This window comes from Pseudomonas sp. NFACC45 (assembly GCF_900113505.1).
Classification (GTDB): Bacteria; Pseudomonadota; Gammaproteobacteria; order Pseudomonadales; family Pseudomonadaceae; genus Aquipseudomonas; species Aquipseudomonas tehranensis.
This window is the reverse complement of the sequence record NZ_FOPO01000008.1, coordinates 138,815-152,120: the sequence shown is the minus strand read 5'-3', so window position 1 is coordinate 152,120 and position 13,306 is coordinate 138,815. Positions and strand designations below refer to the sequence as shown.

The 13,306-nt window shown below is 60.6% G+C and carries 11 protein-coding genes and 4 tRNA genes; 2 read left to right on the top strand and 13 right to left on the bottom strand.

Features of this window, described 5'->3' with window-relative positions; translation table 11 throughout:
* The 4 genes from leuB to leuC form a co-directional block, all read right to left on the bottom strand.
* Positions 1-1,083, bottom strand: coding sequence for a 3-isopropylmalate dehydrogenase (gene leuB, locus BM132_RS16265; RefSeq protein WP_047229243.1), 1,083 nt, complete (start codon positions 1,081-1,083; stop codon positions 1-3).
* A gap of 51 nt (positions 1,084-1,134) precedes the next feature.
* Positions 1,135-1,899 (bottom strand): class I SAM-dependent methyltransferase, encoded by a 765-nt coding sequence (locus tag BM132_RS16260; RefSeq protein ID WP_092456847.1) that lies wholly within the window; start codon positions 1,897-1,899, stop codon positions 1,135-1,137.
* Positions 1,900-2,034: 135 nt separating this feature from the next.
* Positions 2,035-2,679, bottom strand: a complete 645-nt coding sequence (leuD, locus tag BM132_RS16255) for a 3-isopropylmalate dehydratase small subunit (protein WP_092456844.1) — start codon at positions 2,677-2,679, stop codon at positions 2,035-2,037.
* Positions 2,680-2,690: 11 nt separating this feature from the next.
* Positions 2,691-4,109, bottom strand: coding sequence for a 3-isopropylmalate dehydratase large subunit (gene leuC / locus BM132_RS16250; protein WP_092456841.1), 1,419 nt, complete (start codon positions 4,107-4,109; stop codon positions 2,691-2,693).
* 156 nt (positions 4,110-4,265) lie between these two features.
* On the opposite strand from leuC, the gene BM132_RS16245 reads away from it, so the two are divergent.
* Positions 4,266-5,156, top strand: a complete 891-nt coding sequence (locus BM132_RS16245) for a LysR family transcriptional regulator (protein ID WP_092400395.1) — start codon at positions 4,266-4,268, stop codon at positions 5,154-5,156.
* Between the two features lie 69 nt (positions 5,157-5,225).
* Positions 5,226-8,504 (top strand): EAL domain-containing protein, encoded by a 3,279-nt coding sequence (locus BM132_RS16240; protein WP_092456838.1) that lies wholly within the window; start codon positions 5,226-5,228, stop codon positions 8,502-8,504.
* Positions 8,505-8,738: 234 nt separating this feature from the next.
* Here the strand turns inward: BM132_RS16240 and BM132_RS16235 are convergent, their stop codons facing one another.
* The 9 genes from BM132_RS16235 to BM132_RS16195 all read right to left on the bottom strand — a co-directional run bounded on the left by BM132_RS16235 (position 8,739) and on the right by BM132_RS16195 (position 13,063).
* Positions 8,739-9,191, bottom strand: coding sequence for an Hsp20 family protein (locus tag BM132_RS16235; RefSeq protein ID WP_003203872.1), 453 nt, complete (start codon positions 9,189-9,191; stop codon positions 8,739-8,741).
* A gap of 120 nt (positions 9,192-9,311) precedes the next feature.
* A complete protein-coding gene (locus BM132_RS16230; RefSeq protein ID WP_092400391.1) occupies positions 9,312-10,271 on the bottom strand; it encodes a tRNA dihydrouridine synthase in 960 nt (319 codons plus the stop codon).
* Between the two features lie 164 nt (positions 10,272-10,435).
* Complete coding sequence (locus BM132_RS16225; protein ID WP_047229251.1) at positions 10,436-10,885, bottom strand: acyl-CoA thioesterase; 450 nt, start codon at positions 10,883-10,885, stop codon at positions 10,436-10,438.
* An 85-nt stretch (positions 10,886-10,970) separates the two neighbouring features.
* Positions 10,971-11,804, bottom strand: a complete 834-nt coding sequence (locus BM132_RS16220) for an alpha/beta fold hydrolase (protein ID WP_092456835.1) — start codon at positions 11,802-11,804, stop codon at positions 10,971-10,973.
* 28 nt (positions 11,805-11,832) lie between these two features.
* A complete protein-coding gene (locus BM132_RS16215; RefSeq protein WP_092400389.1) occupies positions 11,833-12,372 on the bottom strand; it encodes a TetR/AcrR family transcriptional regulator in 540 nt (179 codons plus the stop codon).
* Positions 12,373-12,552: 180 nt separating this feature from the next.
* Positions 12,553-12,628 (bottom strand) — tRNA-Glu (locus BM132_RS16210).
* Between the two features lie 75 nt (positions 12,629-12,703).
* Positions 12,704-12,779 (bottom strand) — tRNA-Ala (locus tag BM132_RS16205).
* A gap of 53 nt (positions 12,780-12,832) precedes the next feature.
* Positions 12,833-12,908, bottom strand: a tRNA-Glu gene (locus BM132_RS16200).
* A 79-nt stretch (positions 12,909-12,987) separates the two neighbouring features.
* Positions 12,988-13,063 (bottom strand) — tRNA-Ala (locus BM132_RS16195).
* Positions 13,064-13,306: the final 243 nt, after the last annotated feature.

Genomic DNA, 13,306 nt, shown 5'->3' with positions numbered 1-13,306 from the left:
TTACAGATTACGCAACGCGGCGACTACTGCATCGCCCATTTGCTGCGTACCGACTTTGGTACAACCGGTCGACCAGATGTCGCCCGTGCGCAAACCTTGATCCAATACCACGCTGACCGCCTTCTCGATGGCATCAGCCGCGTCATTGAGACTGAAGCTGTAGCGCAGCATCATCGACACCGACAGGATGGTTGCCAACGGGTTGGCAATGCCCTGCCCGGCAATGTCCGGCGCCGAACCGTGGCATGGCTCGTACATGCCTTTGTTGTTGGCATCCAGGGAGGCCGACGGCAGCATGCCGATGGAGCCGGTGAGCATCGATGCTTCATCGGACAGGATGTCACCGAACATGTTGTCGGTGACGATCACGTCAAACTGCTTGGGCGCGCGCACCAGTTGCATCGCGGCGTTATCGACGTACATGTGGCTCAGTTCGATGTCCGGGTAATCCTTGGCCACCTGCTCGACCACTTCGCGCCACAGTTGGCTGGAAGCCAGGACGTTCGCCTTGTCCACCGAGCACAGCTTTTTGCCGCGCACCCGTGCCATGTCAAAACCGACCCGGGCGATACGGCGGATTTCGCTCTCGCTGTACGGCAAGGTGTCGTAGGCCTGACGCTCGCCATTATCCAGCTCACGGGTGCCGCGCGGGGCGCCGAAGTAGATACCGCCGGTCAGTTCACGAACGATGAGGATGTCCAGTCCCGAAACGATTTCCGGCTTCAGGCTCGAAGCGTCGGCCAGTTGCGGGTAGAGGATCGCCGGACGCAGATTGCCGAACAGGCCCAGTTGCGCACGGATCTTCAGCAGGCCGCGCTCTGGACGAATGTCGCGCTCGATCTTGTCCCATTTCGGGCCGCCCACGGCGCCCAGCAGTACGGCATCGGCGGCACGGGCGCGATCCAGGGTTTCATCGGCCAAGGGGACGCCGTGTTTGTCGATCGCAGCGCCGCCGATCACATCGTGGCTGAGTTCAAAGCCCAGGCCGTACTTGTCGTTCGCCAGCTCCAGGACCTTGACCGCTTCGGCCATGATTTCCGGGCCAATACCGTCGCCTGGGAGAATCAGAATCTGCTTGCTCATGTTTTCCTCGTTTGCTCTGTCGGCCCGCGCTTGGACGGGTCGGAAAAAGTGCTATCGCTCGGCCCACAGCACCAGTACGTCTGTACTGAACGAACCATCGGCCTCAATCTCAAAATATTCACGCACCTCAACACCCATCGATCGCTGCAGCTCACGGATCGCCCCACGCATCACTTCGGGGGTGCGCATGCGCTCGACCCACGACTGGTACTCCAGGCGCAGACGCTGGCGCGTGGTGCTGCGGGTATGCAACCCCGCCTCGCTGACCTGGCGCAACCACTCGCCGGCCGAATAATCGCGAACATGACTGGTGTCACGCAGCACCTCAACGCTTTGCAGGTACGTGTCCAGCAGCGGTATGCCGGGTGACAGGACATCAATGAACGCCGCCACTCCACCCGGCTTGAGCACCCGGCGCACTTCCCGCAGCGCCAGGCCCAGATCGCTCCAATGATGCGCCGAATAGCGGCTGAACACGAAGTCGAACTCAGCGTCAGCGAACGGCAGGCGTTCGGCAGCGCCGCACACCGTGGTGATGTTACTCAGGCCACGATCCACCGCCGCAGCGGCCACGACGTCAAGCATTTGCTGGGACAGGTCATAGGCCACCACTTCACCGGCCAGCGGCGCGACGTGGAAACTCACGTGCCCGGCGCCACAGCCCAGGTCCAGCACACGGGCATCGCCGCGCCCTGCCAGCTCAGCCTGCAGCAGCGCGAACTCGGTGCCCTGGGCGTGCACGGCACTGCTCAGATAGGCCGAGGCCTGTTCGCCGAATTGCTTTTGTACGACCTGACTGTGGGCGGTGGTGGTCATGGGGACTTCCTTTTTGTGGTGTCTGTTCTGGCCTCATCGCGAGCAGGCTCGCTCCCACATTGGACTGACGGCGCCCACAAACCCTGTGGGAGCGAGCCTGCTCGCGATGAGGCCGGTACTGCCTATATCAATCCATCAAGCATCGCGAAACAACCAAGGCTGGCTCGCACGGTGCTTGGCCTCGAACGCGGCAATCGCCTCGCCGTCCTGCAAGGTCAGGCCGATGTCGTCCAGACCGTTGAGCAGGCAGTGCTTGCGGAATGCATCGATCTCGAAATTCAACACCTTGCCGTCAGGACGGGTCACGGTCTGGGCGGCCAGGTCGATCTGCAGTTGATAGCCAGGGTTGGCCTCGACCTGCTGGAACAACTCATCCACATCAGCGTCGCTGAGGATGATCGGCAACAAGCCGTTCTTGAAGCTGTTGTTGAAGAAAATGTCGGCGTAGCTCGGCGCAATGATGCTGCGAAAGCCGTACTCTTCAAGGGCCCATGGTGCGTGTTCGCGACTGGAGCCGCAGCCGAAGTTTTCGCGGGCCAGCAACACGCTGGCGCCTTGGTAACGTTCGGCGTTGAGTACAAAATCCTTGTTCAACGGGCGCTTGGAGTTGTCCTGGTACGGCTGGCCCACGTCCAGGTAGCGCCACTCGTCAAACAGGTTCGGGCCGAAACCGGTGCGTTTGATCGACTTCAAAAACTGCTTGGGGATGATCTGGTCGGTGTCGACGTTGGCACGATCCAAAGGCGCGACAAGACCAGTGTGCTGGGTAAAAGCTTTCATGCTGCGCTCCTTCAGATCAATTCACGGACGTCGACGAAACGGCCGTTGACGGCGGCCGCGGCGGCCATGGCCGGGCTGACCAGATGCGTGCGGCCACCGGCGCCCTGACGGCCTTCGAAGTTACGGTTGGAGGTCGAGGCGCAATGTTCGCCCGACTCCAAACGGTCCGGGTTCATCGCCAGGCACATCGAGCACCCAGGCTCACGCCATTCGAAACCAGCCTCGAGGAAAATCTTGTCCAGACCTTCGGCTTCCGCCTGGGCCTTCACCAGGCCCGAGCCCGGCACTACGATGGCTTGCTTGATGGTCGAGGCGACTTTGCGGCCCTTGGCGATCACCGCCGCTGCGCGCAGGTCTTCGATCCGCGAGTTGGTGCAGGAGCCAATGAACACGCGATCGAGCTGAATGTCGGTGATCGCCTGGTTGGCGCTCAAACCCATGTATTTCAGGGCTCGGACGATGGAGTCACGCTTGACCAGATCCATCTCTTTGGCAGGATCGGGCACGTTCTGGTCCACAGCCAGAACCATTTCCGGGGAAGTGCCCCAACTGACTTGCGGCTTGATCTGGGTCGCGTCGAGCTCAATCACCGTATCGAACTTGGCATCAGCGTCGGACACCAGGTCTTTCCAGGCTTCGACCGCCATGTCCCATTCGGCGCCTTTGGGAGCGAACGGACGACCCTTGACGTATTCCACGGTTTTTTCATCGGCGGCCACCAGCCCGACACGAGCGCCGGCTTCAATGGACATGTTGCAGATGGTCATGCGCCCTTCCACGGACAAATCGCGGATGGCGCTGCCGGCGAATTCGATGGCATGGCCGTTACCACCAGCGGTACCGATCTTGCCGATCACGGCCAGGACGATGTCTTTGGCAGTCACGCCGAACGGCAGCTGGCCCTCGACGCGCACCAGCATGTTTTTCATTTTCTTGGCGACCAGGCACTGGGTGGCGAGCACGTGCTCGACCTCGGAGGTGCCAATGCCGTGGGCCAAGGCGCCAAACGCGCCATGGGTGGAGGTGTGGGAGTCGCCGCAGACCACGGTCATGCCGGGCAAGGTCGCGCCCTGCTCCGGGCCAATAACGTGGACGATACCCTGGCGCACGTCATTCATCTTGAATTCAACGATGCCGTATTCGTCACAGTTATCGTCAAGGGTCTGAACCTGCAAGCGCGAGACCTGATCGGCAATGGCTTCGATGCCGCCCTTGCGCTCCGGTGTGGTCGGCACGTTGTGGTCCGGGGTCGCGATATTGGCATCGATGCGCCACGGCTTGCGCCCGGCCAGACGCAGGCCTTCGAAGGCTTGCGGCGAAGTCACTTCGTGAATGATGTGACGGTCGATGTAGATCAGCGCCGAACCATCGTCGCGCTGCTTGACCAAATGCGAATCCCAGAGCTTGTCGTAGAGCGTTTTGCCGGCCATCAGACGGTTCCTCATCAGCTTGTTTCTATGCCCCGGGTCCTGAATGAATCAATAACCCCTTGGCTTGTGAGGCTGATCTTATGAGGCTACATTAAATAACTCAAATTCATATTTTTCATGCTTTGCATAACCATTTGGAATTCGACCAGGACGACCATGGACCTCGCCAGCCTCAACGCCTTTATCGCCATCGCCGAGACCGGCAGTTTCTCCGGCGCCGGCGAACGCCTGCACCTGACCCAGCCGGCCATCAGCAAGCGTATCGCCGGGCTGGAGCAACAGCTCAAAGTGCGTCTTTTCGATCGGCTCGGCCGAGAAGTCGGCCTGACCGAGGCCGGCCGAGCCCTTCTGCCACGGGCCTATCAGATTCTTAACGTGCTGGATGACACCCGCCGCGCCCTGACCAACCTGACCGGTGAAGTGAGCGGACGCCTGACGCTCGCCACCAGCCACCATATCGGCCTGCATCGACTGCCCCCGCTATTGAGAGAGTTCACCCGACGCTACCCACAGGTGGCGCTGGATATTCAGTTTCTGGATTCGGAAGTGGCCTACGAAGAAATTCTCCACGGTCGGGCGGAGCTGGCGGTCATCACCCTGGCCCCGGAGCCGCACACACTGGTGCGCGCCACGCCGGTGTGGGACGACCCCCTGGACTTCGTGGTGGCGCCGGAGCACGCGCTGCTGGACAACGGCCCGGTCAGCCTGGCGGACATCGCCTTGCATCCGGCGGTTTTCCCCGGCGGCAATACCTTTACCCACCACATTGTTCAACGCCTGTTCGAAGCCCAGGGCCTGACGCCGAACATCGCCATGAGCACGAATTATCTGGAAACCATAAAAATGATGGTCTCCATCGGCCTGGCCTGGAGCGTCCTGCCACGCACCATGCTCGATGACCAGGTGGCACGCATTCCTTTGCCAGGCATACAGCTCAGTCGCCAGCTAGGCTATATCTTGCACACCGAACGGACGCTGTCGAATGCTGCACGGGCTTTCATGTCCTTACTGGACGCACAAATCGATCTGCCAGGGAAAAGGGCATAGGTTGTGCTACTCCTATAGAGCCGAAACGCCTGCGCCCAACGCCCCAAATTGCCCAAGGCTCGCGAGATAATGCCCAAATCCGCTGACCAATTCCCGCCCCTGCCGCGCATTCAGGCGCTAGACCCTAAACGGTCCGAGCAAAGCTGGGACAGCGCCCCACAGTTGCTGGCCGCCCTGAACGGCGCGCGGCTGGGAGCCTGGTCGTGGGACATTGATACCGGGCGGATCAGTTGGTCACGTGGCACCCAGGCGCTGTTCGGCTTCGACCCGCGCCAGCCATTGCCGGCGGATGTGGACTATCTGGACCTGTTGCTCCCCCAAGACCGGGCGAAGGCCATCCGCGCCTTTCATGCGGCAGTGGCCGGTGCGCCCCTGGAACAGGCCATGCACCACCGCATCGTCTGGCCCGACGGCAGCCTGCACTGGCTGGAAATCAACGGCAGCGTATTACCCGACAAACACGGCCGCCCGCGGATGATCGGAGTGATCCGGGAGATCACGCACCAGCGCGAACGGGAGCAGGCACTGCGCAACTCGGAAAAACGCTTCGCCACGCTCTTTCATCTATGTCCAAACATGGTGCTGCTGACCCGCCAGGAAGACGGGCTGATCATCGAGGCCAACCAGTACTTTGAAAGTCTGTTCGGCTGGCCGCTGCACGACATCATCGGCCGTACGACGCTGGAGCTGGGCTTATGGGTCGACCCCGGGCAACGGGCAAAACTGGTGGAGACTCTCAAGGCCAATGGCGAAATAGCGAGTTTGGAGGTGGAGCTGCAAGCCAGCAATGGTCAGATCCACAGCGGCCTGCTCAGCGCCCAGAAGGTCGAGCTGGAAGGCCAGCCCTACCTGCTGAGCACCTTCCTCGATACCACCGAACGCAAACTCGCCGAACAAGCCCTCAAGGACAGCCAGGAACGCCTCGATCTGGCCCTCGACTCGGCGCAATTGGGCACCTGGGACTGGCATATTCCCAGCGGCATGCTCTATGGCTCGGCCCGAGCGGCGCAGTTGCATGGCCTGGAGCCCAAGCCGTTCCACGAGTCGTTCGATGCTTTTTTCGAAGGGGTGCCCGATGACGAGCGCAACAACATGCGCAACGCCTACCGCAGCCTGCGGGAAGGCCCGGCGGGAAATTATCAACTGACCTACCGCGTACAAATGCCGGACGGCAGCTCCCGCTACCTGGAGAGCCGCGCACGCCTCTATCGTAACGACGATGGCAGCCCGTTGCGCATGGCCGGCACCTTGCTGGATATCACTGACCAGGTGGAACGCGAACAGAGCCTGGCGGCATCGGAAGAGAAATTCGCCACGCTGTTTCAAGTCAGTCCCGACCCGATCTGCGTCACCCATCAGGACAGTGGCCGATTCATTGAAATCAACTCCAGCTTCACCCAGACCTTCGGCTGGTCAACCACCGATGTGATCGGCCTGAGCGCCGACGAAATTGGCCTGTGGGATGCCTCGGGGAGCAGCCTGCAACGCATCGAAAGGGTCATACGCGAGCGCTCCCTGAACAACGTGGCCGTCGTCGTCCACCATAAAAACGGCCAGCCGCTGACATGCGTCATTTCCAGTCGTCAGATCAATGTCGGCAACCAACCCTGCATCGTCACCACCCTGCGGGACATCTCCCAGCAGCAGCGCTCCGAAGCGGCCCTCAAGGCCAGCGAAGAGAAATTCGCCAAGGCTTTCCATTCCAGCCCTGACGCCATCACCATTACCGAACGCGATAGCGGTCGCTACCTCGAAGTCAATGACGGCTTCTGCCGCCTGACCGGTTACCGCGCCGACGAAGTGATCGGGCACACGGTCTACGAGGTGGGTATCTGGGCCGAAGAAAAACAACGCATGGCGTTGCTGGCCGAACTGGAGCTCAAGGGCCGGGTGCATCACCAGGAAATGCTCGGGCGCAATAAACGCGGAGAGATCCTCACGGTGGAGGTCTCAGTCGAACCCATCATGCTCAATGAAACGGCCTGCCTGTTGCTGACCGCCCGGGACGTGAGCCTGTTGCGCAATGCCGAAGCACAGATCCGCCACCTGGCCTATCACGACCCGCTGACCAACCTGCCCAACCGCGCCTTGCTGATGGATCGGCTGAGCCAGCAGATCGCCTTGCTCAAGCGCCATAACCTGAGGGGCGCCCTGCTGTTTCTGGACCTGGACCACTTCAAGCACATCAACGACTCCCTGGGTCACCCGGTGGGCGACACGGTGCTGAAAATCATCACCGCGCGCCTGGAAGCCAGCGTGCGCTTGGAAGACACCGTGGCGAGGCTGGGCGGCGACGAATTCGTGGTGTTGCTCAGCGGCCTGGAAGGCACCCGCAACGCAGTCAGCCAACAGGTGCAGAACCTGGCCGACACCCTGCGCGAATTACTGTCGGAGCCGATGTTTCTCGATGGCCAACGGTTGCAGGTCACGCCGAGCATCGGCATGGCGCTGATCCCGGACCATGGCTCCACCCCCACCGACCTGCTCAAGCGCGCCGACATTGCGCTGTACCGCGCCAAGGATTCGGGGCGCAACACCTCACAAATGTTCCATAGCACCATGCAAAAAGCCGCCAGCGAACGGCTGCGCATGGAAACCGACCTGCGCCAGGCCTTGGCCCGAGGGGAGTTCAGCGTTCATTTCCAACCTCAGGTCGACGCCCGGGACAACCGCATCATCGGCGCTGAAACGCTGGTGCGCTGGCATCACCCCGAATTGGGGGCCCAGTCGCCGAATGAATTCATCAAAGTGCTGGAGGACAGCGGGCTGATCCTGGAGGTCGGAACCTGGATCCTCGAGGAGGCCTGCAACGGCTTCAAACAACTGATCGCCAAGGGCAAGATCGATCCGCTGCAATTCAGCCTATGCGTGAATATCAGCCCACGGCAGTTCCGCCAGAGCGACTTCGTCGAGCGCATCGAAAGCTGCCTCGCCACCTATGGCCTGCCTAACGCCATGCTCAAGCTGGAAATCACCGAGGGCATCGTGATCCAGAACCTGGACGACACCATCGCCAAGATGCGTCGCCTGAAAAAAATAGGGGTGAGCTTCGCCATGGACGATTTCGGGACCGGCTATTCGTCGCTGACCTACCTCAAACGCCTGCCGGTGGACACCCTGAAAATCGATCAGTCATTCGTGCGCGACGCCACCAGCGACCCCAACGATACCGAAATCATCCGCGCCATCGTCGCCATGGCCCGCAGCCTTGAGCTGGAGGTGATTGCCGAAGGCGTGGAGACCTTGGAGCAACTGAGCTTCCTGCAGGGGCTTGGTTGCCATCTGTACCAAGGCTACTTGCACAGCCGGCCGTTGCCGCTGGAAGCGTTCGAGCGGTTGTTACCGTAATACCGCTATGAACAAACCCTTGTGGAATGACATTGTGGCGAGGGGATTTATCCCCGTTGGGCTGCGCAGCAGCCCCAAAGAAATTGAACGACACTGACCCGCCTGACATACCGAGGCGGCTGGTTTTTGGGGCCGCTTCGCAGCCCAACGGGGATAAATCCCCTCGCCACAATGGAATCTTCATTCCCCAATGAAGAAGGGCGCCATTGGGCGCCCTTCTTCAGTTGCGATGCATCAATTTTGCAACGCGGGTTGTTGCTGCGCCCCGTTGATCGGGATGCGCTTGGCTTTCGCCTCTTCCGGGATCACTCGCAACAGGTCGATGCTCAACAGACCGTTGCTCAGGCCGGCGGATTTGATCTCGATATGATCGGCCAACCGGAAGGACAGCTTGAACGCACGCTGGGCGATACCCTGGTGCAGGTAGGTCACGCTGTCGTTGCTCGCCTCGCGCTTACCGCCGCTGATGGTCAGCACACCTTTTTCCACTTGCAGGTCCAGGTCTTCTTCCTGGAACCCGGCGGCGGCGACCACGATGCGATACTCGTCATCGCCATGTTTTTCCACGTTGTAGGGTGGATAGCTGCTGCCCGGTTCGTTGCGCAAGGCGGTTTCGAACAGGTCGTTGAAACGGTCGAAGCCCACCGAGGAACGGAACAGAGGGGCCAGAGAAAATGCGGTACTCATGATTCAAATCTCCTGAAAAGTTCAGCAAGGTTTTTTGTCTCCGCGACCCGAATTCGGCATCGCGTAATCCCTATCTAGGGACCGCCAAAAACTTTTCAAGAGGTTGTTTTGAAATTTTTTTCAGGCCGCTTCGGTGCGCTGCACGCCGAGCAAACGGCCTACCGCGTCCAGGTCGGTTTCCCGGCGCAGGGCGGTAAACAGCTCCACCGCTTCGGGGTAATTACGGGTCAGCATTGCCAGCCACTGCTTCAACCGGCCGGGCGCCTGGCGTGGGGTCAATTGCTCGACCACCTGCACCCAGAAGTCCTGGAGCATGGGTTGTAACTCGGCCCAGGACAGCTCGATCACCTCTTCCCCGGCCCTGGCCGCAGCGATCTGCCGGGCCAGATCAGGACGGGAAACGAGGCCACGGCCGAGCATGATGTCTTCCACGCCGCTGATCTCGCGGCAGCGGCGCCAGTCTTCGACGCTCCAGATATCGCCGTTGGCGAACACCGGGACCTTGACCACTTCCTGAACCCGCGGGATCCACTCCCAGTGGGCCGGTGGTTTATAGCCGTCGGTCTTGGTCCGCGCATGCACCACAATGTGTGCCGCCCCCCCTTCGGCCAATGCCGTGGCACACACCAGCGCCCCATCCGGGCTGTCGAAACCCAGGCGCATCTTGGCGGTGACAGGAATGTGCCTGGGCACCGCGCGGCGCACGTGCTCGACAATTTCGTTGAGCAGCTCCGGCTCCTTGAGCAACACCGCCCCACCCCGTGATTTGTTCACAGTCTTGGCCGGGCAGCCGAAGTTCAGGTCGATAACCTGCGAACCCAGTTCGCAGGCCAATGCGGCGTTCTCCGCCAGGCACACCGGATCGGAACCGAGCAATTGCACCCGCAGCGGCACGCCGGCAGCAGTCCGGGCACCGGTCAGCAGCTCAGGGGCAAGCTTGTGGAAATAGGCCGGTGTGAGCAGACGGTCATTGATGCGAATGAACTCGGTCACGCACCAGTCGATACCGCCAACACGGGTCAGAACGTCCCGCAAGATGTTGTCAACCAACCCCTCCATGGGCGCCAGGGCAATTTGCATGGAAAAACACACTCAACGAAAAACGTGCGGCAGTTTACCGGATTTTGCCCACATACCCGGCATTCACCACAAATCCCCTGTGGGAGCGGGCTCCGGGGCGTTCACAGAATCGGGGTCCACCGCCAATCCCTGTGGGAGCCGGGCTTGCTCGCGAAAGCGGTGGGTCAGTCGATGAGGATGCCGGATGTCATCAGCGCAGGACCATAACCCTCGATGAACTCCGGCGGCATGCGCTTAGGCCTGCCAGTGGACAGCTCGATGCAAACAAAGGTGGTCTGGGCGCGCAGCAACGTGGTGTTGTCGCTGGGGCGAATCAGCTGGAAATGCCGATTCATCTTCAGTCGCTGATCCCAGTCGACGATCCAGGTAGCCAGTTGCAGCTCGTCACCTTCGTAGGCCGCCGCCAGGTAATCGATCTCATGACGCACAACCGCCATGGCCCGGTCCAGCCGCCGATACTCCACCAGATCCAGCCCGAGGCGCTGGGAATGGCGCCAGGCACAGCGCTCAAGCCAGGTGACGTATACCGCGTTATTGGCGTGGCCCAGCCCGTCGATGTCTTCGGCATTTACTTGAAGATCAATAATGAACGGCGTTGCCCGATCCCAGCCCATGCCCCTCTCCCGGTCGAATTTGGTGGGGGCCAGTGTAACGGATCCGAGCTTGACCGCCATCGCGGGCAAGCCTTGCTCCCACAGATCAAGCCGATTGCCGCGCTTGCAGACTGCGCCCGGCCAGCAGCGATAACACACCATCAATGACGCGAGGATCGGCCAGCACCCGCTGGTGGCCGCCGTGCGGCAAGCGCAGCAAGCGGCTGTCGAACCAGGCTTCGTGAATCAGTTGCGACTCCTTGACCGAAACGAAAGTGTCGTCCTCGGCATGGACAATCAGCCCGGGCACATCCAGTTGGTAATGGGCGACATCCATCCTTGAAGCCAGCATGCCCACATCGTTTTCCACTTGGCGAATGAAGGCCGATCGCGCCTTGGGCGGCAGCCCCATCATCCGGGCGAACCCACGCAGCACGCCAAGAATGCGCGCAGGCGCTGCAATGCTGACCAGAGTCTCGGTCCGCAACCCCAACTGAACCGCGAGCATGGCACTAGCGCCCCCCATGGAATGCCCGACCACGGCTTGCAGCGGCGGTAACTCCGCCGCAGCTTCGAGCATGGCCCTGGCGAACAGCAGGACATTGGCCTCGCGCCCAGGTGAGCGGCCATGGGCCGGGCCGTCCAACGCCACCACCGTGTAACCGGCACCTACCAGCGCCGTGATCAGCGCGGCAAATTGCGTGGGTCGCCCTTCCCAGCCATGCATCAACAAGACGGTCGGGCCTTTACCCCAGCGCAAGGCGGACAGACCGAAGCGTAAGGTGATGCGCTCTGAAGTCGCCAGCAATGGCAACTCCCAATCCCTTGGCGGCAAGTCCCGGGGACGCATGAACAGCGATCGCATCTTCTTCGCCACCAGGCCCGGGGCGACCCATCCCAGCGTGCCATTGACACCACGAATCCAGCTAAACCTGTTCATCGCTCATCTCCAGGGCTTGCGCCTTAGCTCAGCGCACCGCCGACTTGGCAGCGCGCAGCAACCGATCCGATAACTCTCCCGGGCCCAACGCTCGTGCCAAGGCCAGGCCGCCGACCATCAGGGCAATGTCCGCCAAGGCTTTATCGGCGTCTTCCGGGCTGGCCGCCAACTGCGCAACCATCAGCTCAATATGCTCATTGAGCACCTCACGGAACTCATCCGGCAGCCGCCCGAGCTCACCTACCGATGCCGGGATCGGGCAGGCCAGCTCGGTGGTATCACGGTGCTTGCGCGACAGGTAGAACGCGGCTGCCAGGGTTCGCCGCTCCTCACCGCTCAGCTCGGCATCCATGTCGGCGATCAAGCTGCGACGATGGCTGAGCAGTTGCTTGAATGCCTCCAGCATCAAGGCATCCTTGCTTTCGAAGTGGGCATAGAAACCGCCCACTGTCAGCCCGGCCGCGCCCATCACCTCGCCGACACTCGGCTCGGCCGGACCACGCTGAATCAGCGCGGCACTGGCAGCCTTGAGTATGCGTTCGCGGGTTTGCGCCTTTTTATCGCTCATCGTTACCTCCGAATATTACGATTGAAATATTATCTATGTAATAATTTTCCGCAAGCGGAAATTTTGACCGCTGGTCAGAAGCATCGTTAGAGGAATTGAAGATTGGCCGAACGCCAGACAAACAAAAGGGCCATTCAAGAATTGAATGACCCTTATAAAATCCCGCAGAGCGGGTAATCGTGGCGTCCCCTAGGGGACTCGAACCCCTGTTACCGCCGTGAAAGGGCGGTGTCCTAGGCCACTAGACGAAGGGGACACAAACCTTCTGACGTGATCAGCGCTGAGAACTGATCGATTCAAGGCCGGTGTGGCCAAACCTTGAACCTGTAATTGGTGGAGCTAGACGGGATCGAACCGTCGACCTCTTGCATGCCATGCAAGCGCTCTCCCAGCTGAGCTATAGCCCCGGATTTTTCGCCTCGCGGCGGAGCGACATCTTGCAACATCGCTTCTGTAAAACTGGCGTCCCCTAGGGGACTCGAACCCCTGTTACCGCCGTGAAAGGGCGGTGTCCTAGGCCACTAGACGAAGGGGACGCAAACCCTTCTATACAACTGATCAACGCTGAGTGTTGATCGCTTCAAGGCCAGTGTGGCCAGGCCTTGAAGTGTAAATTGGTGGAGCTAGACGGGATCGAACCGTCGACCTCTTGCATGCCATGCAAGCGCTCTCCCAGCTGAGCTATAGCCCCTCATCGCTGAGGACGGGGCGAATCTTAAGGGCGTATCAGAGGGCTGTCAAATTTATTTTCAACAAATTTGAAAGTTTTTTGCCGGGATAACAATCACTTACCACCTTCCCCCGTAAAACTGGGACTTCGCCTGTTTCGTAGGAGCTGACGAGCCAAGCGAGGCTGCGATCTTTCCCCAGTTAATTGAATCTCAAGCGAATGATAAAAATATCGCAGCCTCGCTTCGCTCGTCAGCTCCTACGG